Genomic DNA, 24951 nt, shown 5'->3' with positions numbered 1-24951 from the left:
TATTGTCGCGGCCGGACAGCATTGCGGGAAACCCGACGGAAGGACCAACCATGTACGAGAACTATCGTATGCCGGGCGAGTTTGAGAAGCGCTCCAACGTCTATGTGACATGGCTTCCCGATTACATTCGCGCAGAGGGCTTCGATAATCGCCAGCCCTGCGTTGACGTAATTAAAGCTTTGCTTGAGTATGGCGACGTTACGGTCAACCTCAACTGTGGCACCCCCGGCTCCTACGAGGAAGCCTGCTCGCGCCTTAAAGAAGAAGGGGTGGATCTCGACCGTATCCAGATTACGCAGTTCGAAGACTCCAACTTCTACGTTCGCGACAACGGCCCCAGCATCATGGTCGACGACGAAGGCCATTCCTATATGGTCAACCCCGCTTGGACCTATTATGGCGTGTGGGACAAGAACTCCCCAGAGTGCCAGTCCGCACGCAGGGCAGCTGTTCACATGGCGGTTGCGCTCGGGTGCTTCGATATCGTCAATTCCGAAATGGTTTCGGAGGGCGGCGACCGCGAGTTTGACGGTCACGGCACCCTGATCGCCATCGAGGACACGGAATGCCGCAAGCGCAATCCCGAGTTCTCAAAAGAGGAAGTGGAGGCCGAGTACAAGCGCATCTACAACCTCAACAAGGTTATCTGGCTGCCGCAGCCTATGCTTGAGGACGACGACTATCGACTGGGCATCCTCGACGAGAAGGAAGATGGAACTCCTGTCTTCGGCATGAGCTTCGCCGCCCACATCGATGAGATGTGCCGCTTTATCACCCCGAACAAGATTCTTCTTGCCGAGGTATCCGATGAGGAGGCCGCCTCGAGCAAGGCGGGCGCGGAATCGCGTCGTCGCATCGACGCCGCCTACGAGATTCTACGCGCCGAGACGGACTGGGAGGGCAAGCCCTTCGAAATCGTCCGCATGCCCACTGCCGAGCCGATCGAGGTTGTCATCGCCCCCGGCGACGAGGACTACGAGCTGTATAAGGGCTTCATCGACGAAATGGGCGGCAAGTTCATGGATGGCACCCCTTGGCCCGAAGGCCCCGTTCACTTTTATGCCGCAGCAAGCTACTGCAACTTCCTCATCTGCAACGGCGTCGTTCTTGGCCAGCGTTATTACCACGAAGGCATGAGCGAAGTCGTGAAGGAGAAGGACGAGCAGGCCAAGGCGGTTCTTGAGAGCTGCTTCCCCGATCGCAAGGTCATCATGATCGACTCTCTCGCGCTTAACCTGTCCGGCGGCGGCGTGCACTGCTGGACCAAGGACGTGGCCGCCAGCTGCTAGCAAGTTCTTAAACTTGCGCTGCCTGATCCAAGCGCCACATTTACAGTCCCCGAGGGATATCCGTGTTTCCCTCGGGGGCGCATTCGACACTTACCCATCAAACAATTGAAAGGAAATAGGCATGAACAACAGCCTTCGCGGTCGCGACTACCTCAACATCCACGATCTTTCCTCTGAGGATTTCCGTTACCTCATCGATCTTGCCTGGAACCTCAAGGCCCAGAAAAAGTCCGGTGTCGACCAGCGCTACTTCCCCGGCAAGAACGTTCTCGCCAACTTTGAGTGGGGCTCGACCCGCACTCGTTGCGCCTTTGAGACCTCTTGCAACGACCTGGGCATGGGCTTCACCTATCTGACCAACTCCCACATGGGCGATTGCGAGACCATCGAGGATGCCATGCGCGTCTTCAACGGCATGTATGATCTCATTGTCTATCGTGCACAAAAGGACGAGCAGTTCCTCTATGATGTCGCCGACTTGGTCGATATTCCAGTCATCAATGCCCTCACCCTCGGCGATCACCCGACCCAGATGCTCGCTGACGCTCTCACGATGGAGGAGCAGTGGGGTGGTCTGCGCACGAGCCGTGGCAAGAAGATGGCCTTCGTTGGCAACTGCGCCGGCGCCCCCGTGTGGTATGGCCGTCTGTGCGCGATGCTCGACATGGACTTCCTCGCCATCGGCCCCGACGACCTCCGTCACCAGATGTGCAAGGAAATGATCGAGGAGGTTGAGGCCTGCTACGCCAAGTACGCGCCTAACAGGACCTTCACCATCACCTCTGACCTTGATGCTCTGGACGGTGTCGACGTAATCGTTACCGAGGAGTGGCGCTACATCAACCCCGAGTGCGGCGACGAGGTTCTGGACCCTGACGACTACAACTCTTGGCTTGGCGACGCCGAGTCCCTGTACCCCTATCGCGTCACCAGTGAGCTGTGCAAGCGCACCAACAACCCCGACATCTTCTGCATGCACGAGCTCCCCTCTGTTCACAACGCAAATCACCGCGTTGGCAAGATGTTGCTCGACCAGTGCAAGAACGACCTGCATCGTGAAATCATCACCGAGGGCTTTGAGATTGCGGACGAGTGCTTTGAGGCCAACGCGTCGGTCATCTTCCGTGAGGCAGAGAACCGTCAGCACACCATCAAGGCCGTTATGTGCGCCCTTCTGGGTCTCTAGGAGCTGTATCAATGGAAAATGCAAAGTTAAAGAGCAGCAAGGTTTACGCATGGGTTCTCGTGATCGCGCTCGGCCTCATGTCTGCCGGTACGACCGGATCCTATAGCGTAATCGCTGGCTCCTTCGTCGCGCCCGTGTGCGAGGAGTTCGGATTTGACTACTCCATCTTCTCGTATTACTTCACTGCAACGCTCATTGGTCTTGCAGCGGCTCTTCCGTTTGTCGGAAAACTCATCCCCAAGGTTGTTGGCAAGTTTTGGCTCCCCGTCGTCGAGCTTATTCTGCTCGCCGCTGGCGCAGGCATGGCCTTCTACACCGAAGTCTGGATGTTCATCGCAGCTGGTGCTTTGATTGGCGCTTGCTTCGCCTTCACTACCGGCGTCGCCATGTCCGATGTTATTGACCAGTGGTTCAAAAAATCTGGCGGCCTGGCAATTGGTCTCGCTTGGGCAGTGAACTCGATTTACATGCTCATCATGAGTCCCGTCATCACCTCTGTCATTGAGGCTGCTGGCTGGAGGACTGGTTATCTGGTGCTCGCTGGCGTCTCCGCCGTGCTCATTCTTCCCGCTTCCATCCTGATTATCCGCTATAAGCCCCAGGACAAGGGCATGCTGCCCTATGGCTATGTCGAAGGCGAGACGGTCGCCGAGACCGAGGAGACGACCGAGGATAGTGCACGTGGCGTTAGCTACGCACGCGCTATTAAGTCGCCTGCATTCTTTTTCTGCATCGGCTTCCTCTGCCTCGTTCAGCTTACTTGCTGCATGAACCAGCTGTTCCCCACCTATGCCGCCGAGGTCGGCTTTAGCCCCATGGTGGGTGGCTTCATGGTTTCCGCCGCATCGCTGTTCGACCTGTTCCTCAACCCGATCGTCGGTACCACTTGCGATAAGTTTGGCAGCACCAAGGCCATTCTGAGCTGGCTCGCCGTCTCGATTCTCTCCTTTGTCATGCTCATGATGAGCAGCGGCAACTCGACGCTCAGCATTCTTGCTGCCGGTGTTAACGACGTCATGTACGTCATCGCCGGCACCGCTCTGACCGTTTTGGTGATGGACGTCTTTGGCTCCCGTGACTTTGGTCGCATCTTCGCGCTCATCTGCTCCGTGGGCTATATCGTCGGCGCCTTTGGCATGCCCGTCATGATGAAGGTATACGAGCTTGTCGGCTCCTTCCAGGGCGTTTTCATCTTCTGTATTGCATGCAACGTCATCATCGGTCTGTTCTTGCTGCTGGCAAAGAAGACTGGTAAGAGCCTCTCTTGGGACGAATAGTTCGATTCGTCTTAGTCATACGCTGTAGGAGTTAATCTGCAGCAGCTTTAGGGCATCGGCTAACGCCGGTGCCCTTTTTCATGGAATGTGACAAAGGGACAGTCCTTTTGTCACATTGGGCGCCTAGCTCGTTTTGCCCACCAACGTGATACGGATGCTTGGATGGGTGTACTCGTCAAACTCGTCCTCGGGCTCCGTGTCAAACGAATAGTACGTTTTGATGAGGTCGTCACTCGTCCTGATGGAGATTCTCTCGTAGAGCGAACCGTTCAAAAAAGCCTGCCTAAACTCTTCGGGGAGCTTTTGCGGTGCTAGGAGCTCGGGACTCACGGTCTTGACGTCTACGGTTTGGACGACAGAGGAAAGCTCATCCAAGTCGAGCTCGATGCGGGCGAGGTTGTCCTCAAGGCTCGCGTCGGGGTCGATCTCCGCTATGTAACTCACTTCCTTGAGCGTTCCCTTGTTATCGAAATCCAGGTACGTATAGGTCTTCTGGGTATCGGAGTCGCCGTCGTGCAAGTAGCCGCGGACATGATAGCCGTAATCTTGATATCGCTCGTAGGGGTCATCGGCGGACACGTACTCGCATGCGGGCTCTAATGCCTTGCGGGCGATGGCGATCTGCTCGGCCGCGGCCGCGGCGTTCTGTTGCATCTTGATGTTTCCCTGCGCCAGCTGCGGGATATAGGCACCGCACACGATTGCGAGGGGCAGTGCCACAAGCGCGACGATCCACTTTTTTGCACGGGGGATAGGCACGCCACAGGCCTCTGCCATGGCCTTTGCGTTGGCAAAGCTTTCGGCAAGCACGTCTGCCGCGGTGGCGACGGCGCCTACGGCAGCGGCGACTTCTGCCGCACCGCCCAGGTTGCGTGCGGTCTCATTGTCGCTGTTCTTGAGCAGACGCGCGGCGGCCTGCGTGCCAACAACGCCTGCAATTTGTGCCGAGCGGTCTTTTTCGCTCTGCTCGACGGCGAGCCGGTGCTGCATTTCCCTCCACTGCTTGCCGCGCATGCCAAAGCGCGGCGCGAGCGCGCAATAGCAGAAGATGATGAGCTCGACGGCGGTGAGCGCCAAGGCGGTCATCATGCCCGTCTCCTGGAAGCTTTCATGATGGAAGACGATATCGTCAATCATTTCGAAGGGAATGATCAAAAAAGGCAGCACAAACGCCATGGCAAGCGCCGCGCCGGCAACCTTGGGACAGATGCAGTATCGCTGGATGCGCTTGCGTTCTTGTTCGGAAAGTGTAGCCATAGCTGCTCCTTGGTGTCGTGGCGGTCGTTGCGGCGCATGGGGTGCGGGGCGCATCAGTTTGAGCTAGCGCTGGATAAGAACATAGAGCAAGATGCTCATCGCGATGAGCAAGAAGCCCGCGATGTTAAACATCAGTGTGGCAAAGTTGCCCACGATGGGGCGTTCGACATAGCTTTTGTCTGGGTTGCTGGGGTTGTAGTACACGGTCATTTGGCTACCGAGGGGCCAAAGCTGCTCCGCGAGGGTGCCTAGGCGGGCGATGGGGCCTGTCTGCACGTGCAGCCAGCCCTTGGCGTCTTCGTAGGCGGTGGCTTGCGTGCGGATGGGGAGTCCCGACAAGCTTTTGGTCTTTATGCCACGGAATTGTTTTTTCGCGCGGTATTGCGTGCCGTCGACGGCGTATTCCAAAACGGGATACATCCTGCCTTCGCCCATAAAGCGATGGTCGATGACCGTTCCCATGGTCACGGCGGTACAGGCCTTGGCTTTCTTGCGAGCGGCGGCTTTCATGAGCGCGCTCACTCCGATAAGCAGGATGCCGATGCCCCCAACCAAGATGAGCGCGAGCAGGGATATCTGCGACGTGATCATGGCGTTCTCCTTTGGCGCGATACCGTCATATGTGACTCAGTATAGAGAACCCCCGCCCTCGGTGGGCGTATTATGTGACAAAGGGACAGTCCCTTTGTCACATTGATTTGAGAATGGATGTTGATGTATTTATCGCTGGCCCCTATGGAGGGGATTACCGGGCATGTGTTCCGTCGCGTGCATGCGGAGTGCTTCGGCGCGCTCGATTGTTATTACACGCCGTTTTTGCCGCCGCCGCGGGTGGGCAATCGCTTTGGCGGCAAGGCGTTTAAAGAGGTCGATCCTGCCAACAACCAGGGACTTAACGTGGTGCCCCAGCTGATGTCCAAGAATGCGGACGAGTTTGTGTGGGCGGCGCAGGTGCTTGCCGATATGGGTTACCGCGAGGTCAACCTCAACCTTGGCTGCCCTTCGGGTACGGTGGTCGCGAAGGGCAAGGGTTCGGGCTTTCTGCGCAATTTGGATGAGCTCGAGGTGTTCTTGAGCGACGTGTGCGAACGCTCGCCCTTGCCGGTGTCGGTCAAGACCAGACTGGGGCTCGAATGCGATGACGAGTACGAGCGCGTGCTCGACCTCTATTGCCGAATGCCGCTGGCGGAGTTGATCGTGCATCCGCGCGTGCAAAAGGACCGTTATACGGGCTCACCGCGCAAAGAGTTTTACGGCGAGACGCTGGAACGGGCGCCGTTCCCCGTGGCCTATAACGGCGACATCTTTGATCTTGAGGACATGGATGCGCTGGTGAAGGCCTATCCCGGAACACGCCACGTAATGTTGGGGCGCGGCTTGCTTGCGAATCCCGCGCTGGCTCGCATGGTTAAGGGCGACCCTGCCGCTACCGCCGCTGAGCTGCAACGCTTCCATGACATGCTGTTTGCGGCCTATGCGGACGAGATTGGGGGCAACGCGGTCTTTCGCATGAAGGAGTGGTGGTTCTACGCCAAATGCGCCTTCGCCGATCCCGCGACCGTTCACAAACTCGTACGCAAGACCAAAAAGGTCGATGAATACCGTGCTGCTGTCGACCGTGTCTTTCGCGAGCAGCAGCTTGCGCCCATCGCCCGCTTTTGTGGCTAAATGATCCCTTGGGGACGGAGAAGAACGGATCGCCTGTGCCGGACCCATGCAAAAAACTGTACGCCAGCATCCAAGGATGTCGAAAAATATCGTTTTTGGATGCTGACGTACATGTTTGGTTCGGCAGGGGACTAGGCAATCATTGCATCGAGTGTAATGAGTTCCCTGAGTCGCTCCGTGCGCGTTTGCCCATGGCGCTTTGCCTTTGCGTCAAATGCTTCAAGAACCGATTCGCCCACACGTGCCGATAAAACAACGCTTGGTTCATCGGAAATCGGCGGCCTTCCCAACTTGACGGTGTGGCCCTTCGGCCACTCATCTTTTTCGTATGCCGCTGCGGCTTTTTCTAGCTCACCGGGAGCAAACCCCATCATCTTTTCGAGCTGTTTAGCGTCCATAGCGCCTCCTATCGATCGATTCCGATTTCCCTGAGCACCTTGCGCGTAGGAGGGACAAGGGCGTGGTAAATGATGTAACCATCTCGGTCGGGGCAACATCGAGCAATGAGCTCCATGAGGCGGTTTTTTCCATCAAGTCCAACGAGAACGTAATCGATGCCTCCATTTTCAAGATCACGCCTAAACCATGCGAAAGCGGAGTTCCAAGCGCAGGTAATATCCGTCTCTGTCAGCCCATGTTTGAGGGCATGGGGGTGGATTGCGATGAGCTCCATAGGGACCTCTCTTTATGTATACAGTTTTGTAGACAAAAATACAAGCAGTTAATACGGTTAAGCAGCCTGTTTTGGTTGGACTGTTGGTTGCATAGTTGGCACGAGAGGCTCTAGCGTTTTTTCGCTCTTTAGCTCGGTGTATGAGCGTCCGTTGAACTCCCAGAGGGGAGTGTTTTCATAGACTATTGCGAGGAGCTTGGAGACCTTGTTTATCTCCGCTTGTTTGTAAAAATCGGGTCGTACGACGATCAATAAAAATTCGGCATCTTCGGTTGTTTGTTGTGCTGTCGGCATGCCGTTGAGACCAATAGAACGCAAGAGCTTTGCCATGATGAAATCGAACTCGTCCTCTCTTGCGTGAAGGCTTGCGGCACCCAGCTTGGAATCATTCAAGATATACAATTTGAGATTATTAACAGATTGTGTGTAGCTGGCATATCCACAGACGATGTCCTCATAGTCTAGTTTTTCGATTGGATGCTGCTTATGGCCAGTGAATATGGCCGCCCTCCTGCTCTGAACACGTCGCTCGCGTAACGAGCGCATTTCCTGGGTGTACTCGCTATGGCGTTCGTATCTTCGATAGGAATATCCGTAGTCGTCGTAGTAATAAGGGTTATTTTCGACCGTGTCGTCTAGTTCCGGCGCTATGAGGTACAGCTCTCCGTCCTTGGAAAGTATGCAGGGGTTGTCGATGCGCCCCGACTCCTCTTTGATTTTCCAAATAGTTTCATTTACTTCGAATATCGAGACTGGTTCGGGAGCGCAAGAATTGTAAAGCTCAACAAACTTCTCGAGCGAAATGATTCCGCAGGCATCTGTATAAGCGCGGGCAAAGCGCCAAACTTCCTGGTTCGCTGTGAGCTCGCGGAATTCTCTGTTGCTTGGAGCATGTTGTGGATTCTGGTATCTGGCGTGAAGCGCGATGTGCGATGAGGGCCACCTGTTGTCGGCCGCGACGTTCATGAGCTCAAGACGCAGGTACTCGTTTGTGACGCGAGCGAGTGCCTCATAGTGGGCTAGGTCAAGCTCTGATCGAAAAGGTGCGTATTTGGGAACGGCGCGAGCGAACTTAATGCAGCGTGCGAGATAGGATTGTCCTAGGCGGGGGCCATAGTGCTTGTGTAGATGGCCGCCGACGGGGGAGAGCAGTCCTTTGAGATTAGTAATGGGGTATCCGGCAGTCTCTTGTTCGAGGCGGCGCCCAATGAGCAACGCCCCCTCTAACGAAGTCTCATGATCGAGTCTCTTTTGATTGAGACTCTTGGCTTCAACGATCTTGCTGATATCTGAGCAGGCGCTTGATACGGTGTCGGACGTAAAGGTTGGAATCTTTTTTGCCATAACGATGCACTCCTGTGTGGCTCACGGATAACGGAAACGTTTGGTTGTGAGTGTCGTTCTTTGATGGCGACGACGAACAGGAGCGCAGCCTGTCTGAGATGGACGAGTGCGGTAACCACCGATCTTACTTACCGGGCTCGCTCCAGCGTGTCATTGGGGACCTCCGCGGGAACTCTCGACCATTCTCATGCCTTGAGGCGAGTATAGCATAAAAAGCAAACGTATGTTCTATTAAATCGATACTAGTCGTTGGGGACGTTCTTTAACGACTAGTCATTTAAGAACGTCCCCAACGATTGCCCACAAATAGCTGTACGTCAGCATCCAAAGATGTCGGAAAATGTCGACTTTGGATGCTGGCGTACATGTTTGGTTCGTATGGGTTTGTGCGTTGGGGCCGGCCGACCGCGGCGCGCGGACTAGAGCAGGTTCTTCTGTATCCACGCGATGATGTCGCCCGACTCGTAGAGTGGCGTGCCGTCAATGAACAGGCAGGGAACTTGGCGCTTTCCGCCGACGGCGATGAGCGTCTGCTCGGCATCGGAATCGGTCGAGATATTACGCTCGGGGATGGTCACGCCGTTATCGGCCAGGAAGCGCTTGACCTTTATGCAATACGGGCAGCCGGTCATAACGTAGAGCGCGAGCTCGTGATCAGTAGCCATAGGTCTCCAATCGGTTGAGGTTTCGATTGAAATACCCAAAGCCGCCGCGGTCTATGCACGCGTCAACGACGACTCGATTGCCTGTACCAGAAACGCCGTGGCTCCGGTGCCGCAGGGCTTGTCGTAGTAGTCAACAAAGCGCTGGTCGGCAAGATAACCATTGGCGAGGCCCAGGTATGCTTCGTCCTGGGGCTCGTGTCCCCAGTTAAGGCCAACCCATCGGCGGTGCATTGCGACAAGCTTGCGGGCTTCGTTACTCTTTGGATCGCCGTCGTCCATGGCAATCGAGAGCTGGCCTAAAATCGCGCGCTCGAGTTCTTTCATGTCGTTCCAGGTTTCGGGGTCCATGTCCAACAGCGCTTCGTTTGCCGTATCGATAGCCTCATCGCCATAGCGCGCCCGCGCCTCGGCACCGTAGCGCTCCTCGTTTTCGTGCACGGAGCGCCAGCGCTCCAGTTGGGGCAGCACGGCGCCCATGAGCGAGACAGCTTCGTCGAGCGACATGCCGGTGTTTTGTGCCAGCCGCGGAGCACAATCCTCGATCATTGCCTCCATTGTGGTGTCGTAGGTGTACTTGCCGCGGTCGTAGCACCACTTGCAGTAATGGTCGGTCGCGGCGCCCGCGGCATCGGTACCGCAGTCGTCGGGCGTGAGCACCATGCCGCAGCTCTGGCAATAGTGCTCAGGCATTTCGAGCAAGTGGGACAGCGGCTCTCCGGTTACGGCGGCAATGAGTTTCATCATGTCGATGCCCGGGGTGACTTCGCCGCGCTCCCAGCGGCTCACGGCCTGGCGCGTGACATAGAGCTTGGCGGCGAGCTGCTCTTGGGTGAGGCTGTTGGCACGACGGACGGCGATGAGTTTTTCTGCAAAGGCCATGATAGCTCCTTTCTGCTGCTTGCGGCTTTAAGCATACGCGGCGGCCGATGCCCTTCCAAGCAACCGTTAGTTGCAAAAAGGGCGGTCGTGGTGGGGGATTGCACGCAGCGTCCATGCCCTCATGCCGTACAATGACCGGCATGGAACCTATTGCACACATACATACCGACCTGCCGCAGAAGTTCGGCATCCCGCGCAACAGCTTTTTGGCGCCCCATCTTGAGGGGTGCATTGTCTTTGAGCCGGAATATGCTTCCAACGCGGCGGTTGAGGGCTTGGACTCCTTCTCGCACCTGTGGCTGCTCTGGCGCTTTGAAAACGGAACGCCCGGCGGCACGGCGGAAGACATCGCCGCCGATGCCAAGACGCAGGACAGGTCCGGCACCAACGCCAAGTGGTCGAAGACCGTGCGACCGCCGCGCTTGGGTGGAGCCGAGCGCGTGGGCGTATTTGCCACACGCAGCCCGTTTCGCCCCAATCCCATCGGTCTTACCTGCGTCAAGCTCGATCGTGCCGAGCTTACCGACGACGGCCCCATCATCCATGTGCTGGGAGCAGATCTGCGCGACGGCACGCCCATCTACGATATCAAGCCCTACATTCCGTTTGCGGACTGTCACCCGGATGCGACCGGCGGCTGGATTGAAGATGCGCCATGGCAAGAGCTCGACGTTGAGTTTCCGCATGCGCTGCAGGATATGGTCCCGCTCGCAAAGCTCTCCGGCTTGATAGAGGTCCTTCGCCAAGATCCGCGCCGCGCGGGCAGCAAGCACGAGCCAAACCGCGTGTACCACTTGGCTTACGCCGGGCTCGACATATCGTTTACGGTTGACGGAACCAGGCTGACGGTAACCGCCGTCGACGACGCGCAGGACTAACCGGCCATTTGTCCGCATTCCCATAGTGGTGCCGCGAGCATGGCTGCGATATTCAGTGGCTGCTCGACGAGGGGGCGCGTGTGGGCGTGGGTTATCAGGACGGCCGTCCGTTCCACGGGCCCTGCCACATTCGCGTGAATCTGGCGCTGCCGCTTTCGCGTGTAAGGGAGGCGTGCGACCGCCTGGACCGCTACGTTTTTAATGTACGGTAAGTGAGCGCTGCACGTGGGGCTTTTCTGCCAGGCTGGCCGGAAGGCCCCATATGGTAAAGCGCCTGTTAACCATTGAGCGCGAGCGCGGTTCCGTCTGCTATTATTTTTTGCACTTGAGTCTGTAAACAGGACCGTCTGGAGCTCGATGAAAAGACCCCGTCGCTCGGTTGCCATATCGTTGTTTGTTGCGCTTGCGGTAGTGAGCGCCTTCGTCGTGGCGATAGCTGGCTGTTCTGGGTCGAATGACGGAGCCTCGACGTCTGCACTAGAAGACTCGGCCTCCTCGCAGGTCAAAGACGACAGCCTTAAGACGCTCAACGTCGGAAGCGATCTCTATCCACCGTTTGTGTATAGCGATGAGTACGGCGATATCGTTGGCCTGGATGTCGAGATTTTGACCGAGGCGCTGGCCCGCATTGGTTACAAGCCAAAATACCAGCTGATCGACTGGGAAAAGAAGAAAGAGCTGCTGGCGAGCGGCGAGCTCGATTGCGTCATGGGTAGCTTTAGTATGACGGGTCGCGAAAGCGAGTATCGCTGGGCCGGTCCGTACCTTGCGAGCCGCCAGGTGGTTGCTGTCGATCCCGAAAGCGATATCTATACGCTTGCCGATCTTGAGGGTAAGGTCGTGGCGGTCCAGTCCACCACCAAGCCCGAATCGATTCTGCTCAATCGTACCAACGAAAGCGTTCCGCAGATCAAGGAGCTCTACAGCTTTTCGGACCGCTCGTACCTGAACCCGGCGCTCGTCGAGGTCCTGGTCGATGCCATTGCCTCGCATGAGTCCTCGCTGCTCACCTACGAAAAAGACTATGGCGTGACGTATCGCATTTTGAATGAGCCGCTGCTAGAGGTTGGTCTGGGCACCGCCTTTGATATCAACGATACGCGTGGCATCGAGGTTGAGCTTACCCGCGCCTACCAAGAAATGCTTGCCGATGGCACCATGGAACGCCTGGTGTCAAAGTACTTTGATGACCCTTCGCCATTTTTGAATATGGAGGGCCTGTCATGATTGATGCGCCCGACCACACTGTAGAGGAGCGGGGCGATCGTTCGCCCCGGATATGGCTCCTTGCCACCCTGCTGGGGATAGCGCTCTCGGTTGTTGCCGGCATGTTGAGCTACGGTTACACGACGGCCCAGGCCGAGCAGCGCTTTGCCGACGTTGTCGATTACGTGGCGACGCAGAGCCTTTCCTACGATGCGTTCAACAGCGCCTATGCGACCAAAAACCTGATTCGTGTTATGGAGATTGCCAGAGAGGCGGCGCGCGATATGGAGCGCGACGGCTCGGTGGATAACGCCACGCTAAAACAATATGCCGACCAGCTCAACGTGAGCGCGCTGATCGTGACGGACGCATCGGGCAACTTGGTGTCCGAGTCCTCGACGGATGACGTGGGATACGAATCGCTCGCCGCGCATCTCAAAGAAGCACCTGTGCTGGAGGTGGCGGCCCATCCGCTTAAGTCCTATTCCGCCCGCATCACGCTTGCGGACGATTCGGTCGCAGACATTGGCTGCGTGACTCGGCGGGACGGCGAGGGTATCGTTATCGCGGTAAGGCACCAGAGTGCCAAGGCGGTCGCGAGCAATACGCTCAAGTTGCAGAGCTTGCTCGGTGGTTATGAAACCATCGATAGCGGCAATATCGTGATCGAAAACGATGGCAAGGTTGTTGCGACTAATGCCGTTGAACCCACCACGTCGGGCGCATTCGTTTTGCCTGTGACAGACGCCACCATAGTTGACGGTATTAAGGAACGCTGCCTGGCCGGTAAGGTTAGATTGGTCAACGCCAACGGCGAGTGGTATCTGGGCGCTTTTGGTAAAGCGCGCCAATTCTACGTGTACACCTACGCTTCCGCGCGGCGTTACTTTGAAACCGTCGCAGTTGTAGTTGCCAGCGTGTTGGTGCTCTACGGCGGCGCTATAGCCGCAACTGCGTTGGTGCGCCGCCATGCAGAGCGCCAACGCCTGACCGACCTGTTGCTGCAGGAGCGCGACTATGGCGACAAGCTGGCAAAGGCAGTGCGCGAGGCCTCGTCTGCCAACTCTGCAAAGACGGAGTTTCTGCGTCGCATGAGTCACGACCTGCGCACGCCTATCAACGGCATTCGCGGTATGGTCGAGGTGGGCAATGCCAACGCAGACGACTTGCAAAAACAGACCGAGTGCCGCTCAAAGATCTGGACGGCATCGGGATTACTGCTCGACCTTGCGAACGAGGCACTCGATATGAGCCGCTTGGAGAGCGGGCAGGTCGACCTGAATCTCGTGCCTACAAATATGGTGGCCCTCAACCGTGAGGTGTGTGATATTCTGGAGCGCCAGGCCGAGGAGCGTCTGGTGACAATTATCTGCGACCAACGGACTCTTGATCATCCCTATGCCCGGGTGAGCGTGACGCACCTCAAGCGCCTGTTGCTCAATATTGCCGGGAATGCCGTCAAGTACAACCGCCAGGACGGCTATGTTCGCCTGACATGCCGCGAAGTAGAGCCGGTGGATGGCGTCCCCGTCTATGAATACACGATCGTCGATAACGGCATTGGCATGAGCGAGGAGTTTCAACAGCACCTCTACGAGCCGTTTTGCCGTGAGGAACAACAGGTGGAAGGTGCCTCATCGGGAACTGGCCTGGGTGCGCCTATTGCCAAGCAGTTGGTCGAGCTTATGGGCGGAACCATGAACTTTACGAGCACCTTGGGGCAGGGGACGGCGTTTACCATCCGCCTGCCGTTTGAGAAATGCAAGCGCTCCGAGATTCCTCAGGCAGTTCACGTGGATGCAGGTGGCGACGATGCGCTCCAGGGCCTGCGCGTTTTGCTCGTAGAGGATAACGACCTGAATGCCGAGATCGCACAGTTTACGCTCGACCGTGCCGGTGCCATCGTGACGCATGCTAAGGACGGCGAGTCTGCTGTCGAGACGTTTGCCGCGAGCGCACCGCACGAGTACGACGTGGTGTTGATGGACATTATGATGCCTGGCATCGATGGCCTTGAGGCCACGCGCCAGATTCGAGCGCTCGACCGCGAGGATGCCGCGACCACGCCGATCATCGCGGTGAGCGCCAACGCCTTTGCCGACGACCGTAAGCTTTCGCGTGAGGCGGGCATGGACGCCCACCTGAGCAAACCCGTGAGTGCGCAGGAGCTCGTTGAGGCGCTCGCGCACTTAGCCGCCGACGCCTCATAAGCATATGGCCCGGCTCCAATGTTGGTTGGAACCGGGCCATATTGCTATCTGCAAGACCTGCTTTAGGGTCTACTTTTCATGAATCTGCTTGCCGCAAAGATGTTCAATCGAAATCTCGTAGAGTTGGACGCCCTTGATGTCTTTGGTAATCTCCTCCTCGACTTCTTCGGCGGAAGGGTAGTACTTAAGCGCGAGCTGGCGGACTTTGTCCTCGATAAACGAAGGCGTCTCATCTACAAGGCGGCAACGGCCAAAGACCACGGTGCTCATAACGTAGGGAGCCCAGTCATCGTCCTTGTACCACTCGTTGCCATAAACGGTAAAGCAGACTTTATCGTCACGCTTGAGTGAATCGACCTTGTGGCCGGCCTTGGCGCCATGGAAATAAATCTTGTCGTGCTCGGGGTCAAAGAAGTAGTTGACGGGAATGGCGTATGGGTAGCCATCGTCGCCGTTAACGGTAAAGACGCCGCGCTTGCAGGTTGCCAGCAGCTCGCGCGCCTCCTCGTCGGTGATGGCACGTTTCTTTCGGCGTAAAGGCCTAAACATCGTTGGCTTCCTTTCTACCTGTGCAGGGTGGTTGAGCACAAACTATAACGAAACAACTCCGTTTTCCTTGATGCAGGCGAGCATGTTTTTGAGCTTGTTAAGATCGAGCGGTTTGGGCAGATGGGCGTTCATGCCGGCATCGTGTGCCGCCTGGGCGTCCTCGGCAAAGGCGTTGGCGGTGAGCGCGATGATGGGGATGTCGGCCGCATCGGCCTTCTCGCTCAGGCGAATCGCACGGGTTGCCTCGTAGCCATCCATGCCCGGCATCATAATGTCCATCAGGATCGCATCAAAGCTGCCGGCGGGATGGCCGACGTATAGGTCGACCGCTTCGTTGCCGTTGGCGGCGCGAGTCACGACGATGCCCTCGCTTTCCAGCAGCGTTTGGGCAATCTCGGCATTGAGCTCGTTATCTTCCGCCAAAAGGACGCTCATGCCGGCAAGCGAGCAGTTACATGTTTGCTCGTCCGCACATTCCCTTGCCCGAGGGTTCTTGTCGATGTCGAGCGGAATCTGGACGTTGAACGTGCTTCCCGCGCCAACTTCACTCGAAATCTCAATCGTGCCGCCCATCATGTCGAGGAGCGATTTGACGATTGACATGCCAATGCCGGTTCCTTGGAACTTGCTGCGCGCATCGTCGCCTTCCTGGGCAAACGGCTCGTAAATGCGCGTCAAAAACTCGGGCGTCATACCAATGCCGGTATCCGAGACGCTAAAGCAAAACACGGCGTGCTCGTCGTCGAGCGGTTTGATGGTCGACGAGAAGGTGACGGTGCCACCGCGTTTGTTGTACTTGATGCTGTTGTCGAGCAGGTTGACGAGGATTTGCCGAATATGGGTGGGGCTGCCGATCATGTATTGGTCGACAACGTAGGGTTCGCTGGTGTCGAGCATTGTTATGCCACGGTCCGATGCGCGAAGCTTGCATAGTACGAGCGCATCGTCGCACAGTTCTTTAAGATTGAACGATTCGTGATCGAGCGTTACTTTGCGTTCCTCGATCCGGCCCATCTCGAGGATGTCATTAATGAGCGACAGCAGGTGGTTGGCGGCAACACGCGCTTTGGCGCGGCTTTCGCGGGCGACTTGCATGTCGCCTTCTTTCAATTCCTCAATTTCGATAAGGCCCAGGATGCCGTTGAGCGGCGTGCGGATGTCGTGGCTCATGCGCGTGAGGAAAGCGGTTTTGGCGGCGTTGGCGGCGTCGGCTTTCTGCCGTGCTTCCTGTGCACGTTGAAGCGACCAGACAAGGATGGCGATGCCGGTGAGCAACATGCAGATGATAACGGTCGCAATGGCGGTGCGGTTGCGGTAGACAAACTGGAACGTGTCCGATTCTTGCGCCGAGTACGATGTGGGGGAATAGCTGCTCGCAGAGAGCGATTCGCCTGCATTGATGATGCCCTTATTGATGATTCCCAACAGCTCGGGTTTGCCGCGCGGAATCATGCACGATAGTTCTGCCGTGTTGGTGAGTTCTTGCGTTTCAAAATCCTCGATGTCGTAGGTGTCGCGGATGGTTTCCAGGCGCGTACTGGGGACGATGATGCAACGTGCCTTTCCCACACGGAGAGCATTGAGCGCTTCGTCTTTATTCGGATATTCGGTTACCGTCGCATCGGGGAAGAGGCTTTCGAGCTCAAACCGGTTGATGATCGCGTTCTCTGTGCAAGCGATGTCCTTTAGGTCGCTGTCTAGGTCGTTACTGACGTGAATAGCGGTTAGGGAAACCGTTCCCATCGAGTTTGACTGGGCGACCCCCTTCTGTTCGGCAAGCCAGTAGTCGCGAAAGAATGGCAGAGCGGCATCGATGGTTCCGTCGGAAAGGGCTTCAACCATCTTCTCGTTATTTGAGAATGCGACGGTTTTAACCGTAATGCCAAACTTGTCATGCAGCGTCGTTGCAAGCGAGGTGAGCGATCCCTCCATCTCGCCATCGTCATTTTGCGTGCAGTAGGGAAGCTGGTTGACAAGATAGCCGAGCGTGATGGTGTTGCCGTTTGCTTTGAGCCAGGAGGCCTCGGGGCCGGTGAGCGATGACGAGCCGCTGTTTTGGGCCGAGTAGCTCGATTTGACTTCGTCGTTATAGCGCGGGTTGACGCGGGCGATGGCCGTCATGGCGGCGTTGATGTCGTTCATCAAATCGGGGCGGCTTTTGGGAACGGCAAAATAGTAGTCACTCGATCCTACGTAGAACATGGGTGACGCATCGGGCGACGAGATGGTGTCGTTCATGATGATGGCGTCGACCTCGCCGTCTGAAAGCGCCTCAAAGAGGGCGCCGCCGGTGTCGATTTCTTTATAAGTACAGGTGACGCCTTGGTCGGCGAGCCACTGCTGGCCGACGATGGTTTGCATAACGCCAGCGTTGCAGCCGATGGTGAGACCTTGGAGCGCCTGGGGGTCACCCTTGGCCAGATCGTCGCGATCGGGCTTGGCGTAGATGTAGTAGCGCTCGGTGCCCTCGGGGTTCGAGGAAAAGAGCAGCGTCTGCTCGCGTTCTTCCGAATACGAGATGTTGGGCATGAGGTCGATCTCGCCTGCCTCGAGCATGTCCAAAAGCTCGGTGAAGGTGCCGCTAACGTATTCGTATTGCCAACCCTTTGTGTAATACGAGAGGGTCTGGAGGTATTCGTAGCCCCATCCCGAGAGGCGCTCGCCCGGCGTGCCTTCTTGGAAGCCTGCATTGTTGACGAGCCAGCCAACGCGGACTTTCTTGACCTGCTGGTCTGAGTCAGCGGCAAAGGCAGGTGCGGGCAGGACGGCGCTCAGTACTGTGAGCGCGGCAAGCGCGACGGCCAGGGTGCGATATAGAGCTAAGCGAAGGACGGCGGAAGGTTTCACATGCAATCCTATCGAGTAGAGACAATACGCGCATAAGGATACCAGCTCAGCCACCCTAACACCCGGCAGATGGGTAGTCATTGGGGACGTTCTTAAACGACCAGTCGCTGGGGACACTCTTTGCCGGAGTTGGCACTTAGGGACGTTCCCAATCTGTCCGGCACAAAAGGAGCGTCCCCAGCTGCCGGTTGTGGGACAATACCGAGCGAACGTGATGGGGTATCTGGAAAAGGGGTCGCGATGAACAAGTTGAGGACGCTTGCCGACGTGTTGCGCCAGGCTGGCTTTGCGCGCATCACGGGCCTGTTTCTTATCTTCTACCTGCTGTGTTCGACGGCAGTCTGGCTGTCCGAGCCCACGACCCTTACGTTTGGCGATGGCCTCTGGTTTAGCTTTGAGACCGTATCGACGATCGGCTTTGGCGATATTCCGGCCGAAACGCCGGTTGCCCGCGCCATCACTGTCGTTTTGAGCGTCATCAGCATCTTCTACATCGCCATGCTTACGGGCGTGGCGGTGAACTACTGCAATACGCTCATCAAGATGCGCCAAAAGGACACCATGGCGCGCTTTATGGATGATCTTGAGCACCTGGAAGAGCTTGACCGCGATGAGCTCGCCGACCTGTCGCGCCGCGTGCGCGAATATCGCCGACGCCAACGCTAGGGCGGGCGCCGCACGTCACAACAAGGGGGCTGAATATGAATATCACGGTATACCTGGGCGCCAGCGTCGGTAACGACCCGGCGTTTTTGCCTGCGGTGCAGCAGCTCGGCACATGGATTGGCTCCAACGGCCACGCGCTGGTATACGGCGGGTCCAAGTCGGGCCTGATGGGTGCGCTCGCCGATAGCGTGCTCGATGCTGGCGGGCACGTGACCGGTGTGGAGCCGAGCTTTTTTATCGAGGCCGAGTTTCAGCACGATGGCATCGACGACCTTATCGTGACGAGCGACATGGCCGAGCGCAAGGCCAAGATGATCGAGCTCGGCGATGCGTTCATTGCCTTTCCGGGCGGTACGGGCACGCTCGAGGAGATTGCCGAGGTCATGTCGGCCGTGTCGCTGGGCCATCTGAGCGCGCCGTGCATCCTGTACAACTTGGACGGTTACTACAACGACCTTAGGTCGCTGCTCGGGCACATGATCGACAAGGGCCTATCGAGCCCGCAGCGCCAGGCCGGCATCTACTTTGCCGACGACCTGCACCAAATCGCATCGATTATCGGCAGCTAAGCCTTGGGCCCGTCGCGTGTGCGGCACCCAACGGCGCTGTTCGCGGCGTAGATGGTTGGCCCGTCCGCGCTGTGCCCGTCCTACAATAAAACGTATCTTTGCCGATTCTGACCACGGGAGGTCCCGATGGATAACCTTGCAAAACCCAAAAACCGTGCGCTGTTCTTAGTGAGCGTGGCCGTGACCGGTGCGTTTGCAGGTGCTGCGGTCTGGCTGTTCTTCTTTGCGATGGAGCACGGTATCGACTATCTATGGACCGAGATCCCGCACATGCTGGGCGTCGCTTCGCCCGAGCTCGCGAGCGGCCCGTTCGGGTTTTTGCCGTATCCGTTTTTCGTCTGCCTGCTGGGCGGCCTGCTGATCGGTCTGTACGAAAAGATGACGGGCACCAAGACCGACGACCTTAACCAGGTGATGGCCAAGGTTAAACAGGACGGTTGCTACCCGTACGACAACCTGGGCAAGCTTTCGCTTGCGGCATTGCTGCCGCTGCTGTTTGGCGGAAGCATTGGACCGGAGGCCGGCCTGACCGGCGTTATCGCGGGCCTGTGCAGCTGGGTCGGCGACCGCATGCGTCGCTTTGGCGTCGAGTTTAGGCAGCTCACGCTGCTGGGCACCCAGGCCGCCCTGACGGCGCTCTTCACCGCGCCCGTCTTTGGCTTTGTGGCGCCGCTCGCCGGTAGCGCTGACGGCCAGGGCGCCGACGACGATGGAGACTCCGAATCCGACGAGATCACCATCAAACTGCCCAAGGCGCAAAAGACCGTGGTCTACGGCATCGCGATTGCCGGCGGCCTGGGCACCTATCTACTGCTCGGCCAACTCATGGGCGGCGGTATGGGTATGCCGAGGTTCGAGGCTGCCCGGGTGGGCAACCTTGAGCTTGCCTGGCTTATTCCCCTGGCACTCATCGGTACGGCCTGCGGCTGGCTGTACTTTGTCTCGGAGCACGCGAGCGAGGCGTTGGCCCACGCCATAGGGGAGCGCCCTGTCGTCAAGGCCATGCTGGCCGGTCTGGCGCTCGCCATCTGCGGCACGGTCCTGCCCTACACCATGTTTGCCGGCGAGACCCAAGCCGACGTGCTCATGGAAACCTATCTGACCATCCCCGCCGGTGTGCTCATCGCGACCGGTCTTGTTAAGGCCATGCTGACTCCCGCCCTCATCAATATGGGCTGGCGCGGCGGCCACTTCTTCCCCGTCATCTTTTCGGGCGTGAGCCTGGGCTACGGTCTTGCCATCCTGACGGGCGCCGATCCGGTCTTTTGCGTCGCCGTCTGTACCGCCTCGACGATGGGTGCCGTCATGCGCCAGCCCGTCATGGTCGTGGGTTTGCTGCTCATGTGCTTCCCGCTCAAGGGCATCGTCTGCATGATCATCGCCTCCGTCATTGCGGCAGGCATTCCGCTGCCCAAGCCGCTGCGCAAGTAGCACGGGGGCGCACGGGCAGTACAAACATTTCAAACCCGGTGTGAGGGCGTAGACACGGGCCGAGCGCCTCCCCAAAAAAACCGCGCCAGGTCTACGGCGCATGCCCGATGATGCCGCGCTTGCCTACAGGTCGCGTGCTCGATAGACCTTGATGCTGATGGCGCAGCTAAGCGCACATAGCACGAGGGCCAGCACGGCAATTCCTGCACACAGACAGCCTAGCACGGCAGGGTCGGGATTCGCTCCGGAAATCGACATGAGCCAGTTGCTGATGGGGTTGGAGGAGCTCAGTGCGGCCATGGCAAGGCACCCGAGCAGGGCAAACAGGCCAGCGGATAGGCGCAGCGCCTCCATATGTCCAAATCGGAAGAATAGCGGCTGCGCTAAAAACACGATCATGAGGGAGATGAGCATCGACGCCACCGAGGCGATTGCGATCTCAAAGATAGTCTGTCCCGTCGAGGGGATACCTGTGTTGTTGAGGATTGGGAGGGCGATGATGTTCAACAGTACGGCGGCGCACGCCATGACAGCCGAGAAGACAATGATGCTCAGGTAGCGTGCACAGATGATGTCTTTGCGCGAGAGGGGCAGCGTTGCCCGATAACGTTCCCATCCGTTTTGATTGTCGAAGCCGGCCAGCGAGCTCATGACCATGATGGGCGACATGGCGCTGACCGCGCAGGCACCGGCGCTCATGCCGGAATCGCCATCCGATGCGATGGCGAGGGTCAGCACGACAAATATGAACAGGCCGACGCCCGCGATGCTCGGGACGAGCGTGCGAACGATGGCGAGCTCGGACATAAAGGCGCGTTTCATTTCGAAGCCCCTTTCAACATGAGGCGCAGATAGTCATCAATGGTTGCCCGATCGCAGGGAATCTCGGGGAAGGCCTCGAGCGTTTCGCGACGGTTGGGCACGAGCACGTCCACGCTATAGGCGTGGTGGGCGGCACGGGCGCCTTCGACGCAAGCCATAAGCTCGGCGGCTTGTGCTTGGGCGCAGTGGGCGATGCCGGCTCGGTCGGTAATGTCCTCGCGCGGCAGGTCAAACGCAATCGAGCCGTTATCGATGCAGATGACGCGGTCGGCAGCGCGATCGAGGTCGGACGTAATATGGCTCGAGAGCACTACGCTGCGCTGGCCGTCGGAAACAAAGGCGAGCAGCTCATCGAGCAGCTCCTCGCGTGCCATGGGATCAAGGCCCGCAGTGGCTTCGTCCAAAACGAGCAGCTTGGCATTGTGGCTGAGCGCGCAGGCGAGCTGTAGCTTCATGCCCATGCCGCGGGAGAGGTCTTTGACCTTGGTTTTGGGGTCAAGGCCAAATCGGTCGATGAATCCGGCGAATGTTTCGCGACTCCACGTGGGGAATGCCGGGCCTACGAGTTTCTCGATCTCGCCCACCTTGAGCGTGGAGGGGAAGGGGCACGTGTCCAGGACAAGGCCGACGCGGGAGCGCAGATGGCGCTGCGTCTCGTCGGGCACGTTGGCGTCGCAGCGCTGCCCAAACAGGTGCACCTCGCCGGCATCGAGCTTTATAAGCCCGAGTGCGGCGCGAATCGTCGTTGTTTTGCCGGCGCCGTTTGCGCCCACAAAGCCGACGATCTGGCCGGGCTCCACGGTGAGTGTGACATCGCGTAGGGAAAAGCGGTCGCTTACGCGGCGTGAGACGCCTTTGAGTTCTAGCAAGTTTTGCATGGTATAGCCTTTCTTGCAGATGGCTACTGCATGGTTTCGGGAGCTACAAGGTCGAGCATCTCGTGCAGCTTGTCGCGTGTGACGCCCAGAGCTTCGGCTTGGCTCGCCGCTTTCGCAAGCAACTCTTCGATATGGCAGAGCTGGTTTTCGCGCAAAAGCTCCTGGTTGCCTTCGGCGACAAAGCAGCCTTTGCCCTGCACGGTGCAGATAAAGCTGAGCTGCTCCAGATCGGCATAGGCGCGCTTGGTGGTGATGACGCTCACGCCCAGGTCGCTCGCGAGCGCACGGATGCTGGGAAGTTTGGCTCCCGCAGCGAGGGTGCCCGAAAGGATCTGGGCTTTGACCTGCGAGGATATCTGCTCGTAGATGGGCTTGTCGCTCGAATTGGATAGGATGATGTCCACAGCGGCTCCTTAGCTGTTGGGCTACACGTGTATATAACCGGTAAGCACAGTATATATACACTATGCACAGTTATGCAAGAGCTAAATGTGGAATAGTCCGCCGGCACCGCGCTTGCTCCAAAACAATCTCAATCTGTAACACCTAGGTCCGTTTTGGGTCGTCTGCTGTTACAGATCGAGATCTTATTTGCCCGCCTGCCTATTTGTCTCAATCTGTAACAGTAAGAGTCGATTTGCGCGGCTAGATGTTACAGAACGAGACATTGGCGGCTCGCCTTCTCGTTTATCTCGATTTGTAACAGTTAGACCTGATTTAGGCGGCTAGATGTTACAGGTTGAGATTGTGCCGGCGGGCCTGCCGGTTTGTCTCGATCTGTAACAGGTAGGGGCTCAAAACCCGTCTTACTGTTACAGATCGAGACAATCCTTGAGGCGGCTGCCCGGCGCAGCGAGCTCAGCTGATGAATTTGTCCTGATAGGCGCCCTGCGGCGGGATTTCGCGGCTACAATAGTGCGGTTACAACGACGTAATGCACTCAATGCAAGAAAGGATCCGCATGGCAAGCCTGTCGGATGAAATCTCGTCGCGCCGCACATTCGCGATCATCAGCCACCCGGACGCCGGTAAGACCACGCTTACCGAGAAGCTGCTGCTCTATACTGGCAGCATCCAGACCGCCGGCTCGGTTAAGGGCAAGAGCTCGGCCAAGCATGCCGTCTCGGACTGGATGGACATCGAGAAGGAGCGCGGTATTTCCGTTACCTCCTCGGTGCTGCAGTTCACCTACAACGGCGCCTGCGTCAACATCCTCGATACCCCCGGCCACCAGGACTTTTCGGAGGATACCTACCGTACCCTTATGGCCGCCGACGCCGCAGTCATGGTCATCGACGGCGCCAAGGGCGTCGAGGCCCAGACAAAAAAGCTCTTTAAGGTCTGCACGCTGCGCCATATCCCCATCTTCACCTTTGTGAACAAGCTCGACCACGAGGCTCGCGATCCGTTTGAGCTCATGGAAGAGATCGAGAACGTCCTGGGCATCAATACGTATCCCATGAACTGGCCGATCGGCAGCGGTCGTAACTTCCGCGGCGTATTCGATCGCCAGACCCGTCGCGTTATCGCCTTTGAGGGCGACGGTCACGCCAATGCCACCAAGAAGGTCGCTGAGGTCGAGGCCGAGCTGGGCGATCCCGCCATGGATGAGCTTATTGGCGAGGAGAACCATAAGAACCTGATGGACGACATCGAGCTGCTCGATGGCGCCGGTGACGAGCTCGACCTGGATGCCGTGGCCTGTGGCAAGCTGAGCCCGGCGTTCTTTGGCTCGGCACTTACCAACTTTGGCGTGGAGCCCTTCCTTAAGGAGTTCCTGCGCTTGGCGCCGACGCCGCGCGCCTATACCGATACGCTCACCAGCGAGCCGGTCGCGCCCGCCGAGAACGACTTTAGCGGCTTTGTCTTTAAGATCCAGGCCAACATGGACAAGAACCACCGCGACCGCATTGCCTTTGTGCGCATTTGCTCGGGCAAGTTCGAGCGCGGCATGGATGCCTTCCATATGCAGGGCAACCGCAAGCTCAAGCTGGCTACGGGCACCTCGATGATGGCCGACGACCGCGCTATCGTGGACGAGGCGTACGCCGGCGATATCGTGGGCCTGTTCGACCCCGGTATCTTTAGCATCGGCGACACCGTGTGCTCCGGCAAGCGCCACGTGCAGTATCCGCAGATCCCGACGTTTGCCCCCGAGATGTTCGCCCGCATCACGCAGGTCGACACGCTCAAGCGCAAACAGTTCGTGAAGGGCATGGAGGAGCTTGCCCAGGAGGGCGCCATCCAGATCTTCCGCGAGCTCGGCGCCGGCATGGAGAGCGTCATTGTGGGCGTGGTCGGCGTGCTGCAGTTTGAGGTGCTCGAGCGCCGCCTGAAGGCCGAGTATCGCGTCGAGGTTCGTCGCCAGCCGCTGCCCTATACGGACATTCGCTGGATCCAGAACGACCCCGACACCATCGACATCCCGGGTCTTTCGCTCACGCGCGACACGCTGCGCGTCGAGGATATGCGCGGCGGCAAGCTGCTGCTGTTCACGAGCCCATGGAACGTGGATTGGGCGACCGACCATAACCCCGACCTCATCCTGTCGGAGTTTGGCAACGTAACGTTTTAGCGCACCGGCGCGGTGGCCTTGCGGGGCTGCCGCGCCGTTTGCTTGCCTGATGCCGTGTGAGCGGCTATCATACCCACCGTCG

Annotated in this window: 23 protein-coding genes; 11 read left to right on the top strand and 12 right to left on the bottom strand. The window is 57.9% G+C overall.

All coding sequences use genetic code 11. The features are described 5' to 3' along the window. Nucleotides 1-50: 50 nt before the first annotated feature. The 3 genes from DWW73_RS05270 (at nt 51) to DWW73_RS05260 (ending at nt 3752) form a co-directional block, all read left to right on the top strand. Entirely contained in the window at nt 51-1289 is a 1239-nt protein-coding gene (locus tag DWW73_RS05270) for an agmatine/peptidylarginine deiminase (protein ID WP_117778961.1), read from the top strand. A 121-nt stretch (nt 1290-1410) separates the two neighbouring features. Next, a complete protein-coding gene (locus DWW73_RS05265) occupies nt 1411-2475 on the top strand; it encodes an ornithine carbamoyltransferase (protein ID WP_117635843.1) in 1065 nt (354 codons plus the stop codon). Nucleotides 2476-2486: 11 nt separating this feature from the next. Continuing rightward, entirely contained in the window at nt 2487-3752 is a 1266-nt protein-coding gene (locus DWW73_RS05260; RefSeq protein WP_117778960.1) for an MFS transporter, read from the top strand. 123 nt (nt 3753-3875) lie between these two features. On the opposite strand, the gene DWW73_RS05255 is transcribed toward DWW73_RS05260, so the two are convergent. Then, nucleotides 3876-5009, bottom strand: coding sequence for a hypothetical protein (locus tag DWW73_RS05255; RefSeq protein ID WP_117778959.1), 1134 nt, complete (start codon nt 5007-5009; stop codon nt 3876-3878). Between the two features lie 63 nt (nt 5010-5072). Then, nucleotides 5073-5600, bottom strand: coding sequence for a DUF3592 domain-containing protein (locus DWW73_RS05250; RefSeq protein ID WP_117648492.1), 528 nt, complete (start codon nt 5598-5600; stop codon nt 5073-5075). Nucleotides 5601-5723: 123 nt separating this feature from the next. On the opposite strand from DWW73_RS05250, the gene DWW73_RS05245 reads away from it, so the two are divergent. After that, nucleotides 5724-6677 (top strand): tRNA-dihydrouridine synthase, encoded by a 954-nt coding sequence (locus DWW73_RS05245; protein WP_117640864.1) that lies wholly within the window; start codon nt 5724-5726, stop codon nt 6675-6677. A 131-nt stretch (nt 6678-6808) separates the two neighbouring features. Here DWW73_RS05245 and DWW73_RS05240 read toward each other — a convergent pair whose 3' ends face one another. The 5 genes from DWW73_RS05240 to DWW73_RS10140 form a co-directional block, all read right to left on the bottom strand. After that, nucleotides 6809-7075 (bottom strand): ribbon-helix-helix protein, CopG family, encoded by a 267-nt coding sequence (locus DWW73_RS05240; RefSeq protein WP_055252530.1) that lies wholly within the window; start codon nt 7073-7075, stop codon nt 6809-6811. An 8-nt stretch (nt 7076-7083) separates the two neighbouring features. Continuing rightward, the gene (locus DWW73_RS05235; protein ID WP_055252529.1) at nt 7084-7350 is read right to left on the bottom strand and encodes a hypothetical protein; all 267 of its coding nucleotides are present in this window, start codon (nt 7348-7350) and stop codon (nt 7084-7086) included. 57 nt (nt 7351-7407) lie between these two features. Next, entirely contained in the window at nt 7408-8694 is a 1287-nt protein-coding gene (locus DWW73_RS05230) for a hypothetical protein (RefSeq protein ID WP_117778958.1), read from the bottom strand. Between the two features lie 419 nt (nt 8695-9113). Beyond that, nucleotides 9114-9359 (bottom strand): glutaredoxin, encoded by a 246-nt coding sequence (locus DWW73_RS05225; RefSeq protein ID WP_117635838.1) that lies wholly within the window; start codon nt 9357-9359, stop codon nt 9114-9116. A gap of 51 nt (nt 9360-9410) precedes the next feature. Next, nucleotides 9411-10238: a TipAS antibiotic-recognition domain-containing protein gene (locus tag DWW73_RS10140; RefSeq protein ID WP_158563789.1), complete on the bottom strand. Its 828-nt coding sequence runs from the start codon at nt 10236-10238 to the stop codon at nt 9411-9413. A 140-nt stretch (nt 10239-10378) separates the two neighbouring features. Between DWW73_RS10140 and DWW73_RS05215 the strand changes: the two genes are divergently transcribed. From DWW73_RS05215 to DWW73_RS05200, 3 genes are all read left to right on the top strand, one after another. Then, the gene (locus DWW73_RS05215) at nt 10379-11116 is read left to right on the top strand and encodes a tRNA (N6-threonylcarbamoyladenosine(37)-N6)-methyltransferase TrmO (RefSeq protein WP_233509129.1); all 738 of its coding nucleotides are present in this window, start codon (nt 10379-10381) and stop codon (nt 11114-11116) included. 357 nt (nt 11117-11473) lie between these two features. Next, nucleotides 11474-12343, top strand: coding sequence for an ABC transporter substrate-binding protein (locus DWW73_RS05205; protein ID WP_117778956.1), 870 nt, complete (start codon nt 11474-11476; stop codon nt 12341-12343). After that, complete coding sequence (locus DWW73_RS05200) at nt 12340-14532, top strand: response regulator (protein WP_117778955.1); 2193 nt, start codon at nt 12340-12342, stop codon at nt 14530-14532. Before DWW73_RS05205 ends, DWW73_RS05200 begins: the two co-directional genes overlap by 4 nt. A gap of 69 nt (nt 14533-14601) precedes the next feature. Here the strand turns inward: DWW73_RS05200 and DWW73_RS05195 are convergent, their stop codons facing one another. Together DWW73_RS05195 and DWW73_RS05190 are read right to left on the bottom strand one after the other, a co-directional pair. Further along, nucleotides 14602-15081 (bottom strand): pyridoxamine 5'-phosphate oxidase family protein, encoded by a 480-nt coding sequence (locus tag DWW73_RS05195; protein WP_117778954.1) that lies wholly within the window; start codon nt 15079-15081, stop codon nt 14602-14604. Nucleotides 15082-15123: 42 nt separating this feature from the next. Then, entirely contained in the window at nt 15124-17928 is a 2805-nt protein-coding gene (locus DWW73_RS05190) for a transporter substrate-binding domain-containing protein (RefSeq protein ID WP_158563788.1), read from the bottom strand. 240 nt (nt 17929-18168) lie between these two features. Here DWW73_RS05190 and DWW73_RS05185 point away from each other — a divergent pair, with 240 nt between their 5' ends. The 3 genes from DWW73_RS05185 (at nt 18169) to DWW73_RS05175 (ending at nt 20594) form a co-directional block, all read left to right on the top strand. Continuing rightward, complete coding sequence (locus DWW73_RS05185) at nt 18169-18594, top strand: potassium channel family protein (RefSeq protein WP_035136976.1); 426 nt, start codon at nt 18169-18171, stop codon at nt 18592-18594. A 35-nt stretch (nt 18595-18629) separates the two neighbouring features. Beyond that, nucleotides 18630-19163, top strand: coding sequence for a TIGR00730 family Rossman fold protein (locus DWW73_RS05180; RefSeq protein WP_117778952.1), 534 nt, complete (start codon nt 18630-18632; stop codon nt 19161-19163). 126 nt (nt 19164-19289) lie between these two features. Beyond that, nucleotides 19290-20594 carry a chloride channel protein gene (locus DWW73_RS05175; RefSeq protein ID WP_117778951.1) on the top strand — a complete coding sequence of 435 codons (1305 nt, stop codon included), beginning with the start codon at nt 19290-19292 and terminating at the stop codon, nt 20592-20594. Nucleotides 20595-20717: 123 nt separating this feature from the next. Here DWW73_RS05175 and DWW73_RS05170 read toward each other — a convergent pair whose 3' ends face one another. From DWW73_RS05170 to DWW73_RS05160, 3 genes are read right to left on the bottom strand one after another with little or no spacing between them, the layout of a single operon-like run. Then, nucleotides 20718-21416: an ABC-2 transporter permease gene (locus DWW73_RS05170; protein WP_117778950.1), complete on the bottom strand. Its 699-nt coding sequence runs from the start codon at nt 21414-21416 to the stop codon at nt 20718-20720. Then, entirely contained in the window at nt 21413-22294 is an 882-nt protein-coding gene (locus tag DWW73_RS05165) for an ABC transporter ATP-binding protein (protein WP_117778949.1), read from the bottom strand. Before DWW73_RS05165 ends, DWW73_RS05170 begins: the two co-directional genes overlap by 4 nt. Nucleotides 22295-22317: 23 nt before the next feature. Then, nucleotides 22318-22698, bottom strand: a complete 381-nt coding sequence (locus tag DWW73_RS05160) for a GntR family transcriptional regulator (protein ID WP_117778948.1) — start codon at nt 22696-22698, stop codon at nt 22318-22320. A gap of 557 nt (nt 22699-23255) precedes the next feature. On the opposite strand from DWW73_RS05160, the gene DWW73_RS05155 reads away from it, so the two are divergent. Next, entirely contained in the window at nt 23256-24869 is a 1614-nt protein-coding gene (locus DWW73_RS05155; RefSeq protein WP_117778947.1) for a peptide chain release factor 3, read from the top strand. Nucleotides 24870-24951 lie beyond the last annotated feature (82 nt).

The sequence above is a fragment of the Collinsella sp. AF16-8 genome (genome assembly GCF_003462695.1).
Lineage (GTDB): Bacteria > Actinomycetota > Coriobacteriia > Coriobacteriales > Coriobacteriaceae > Collinsella.
Note: the sequence above shows the minus strand (reverse complement) of the source record. Positions and strands in the feature narration are given on the sequence as shown.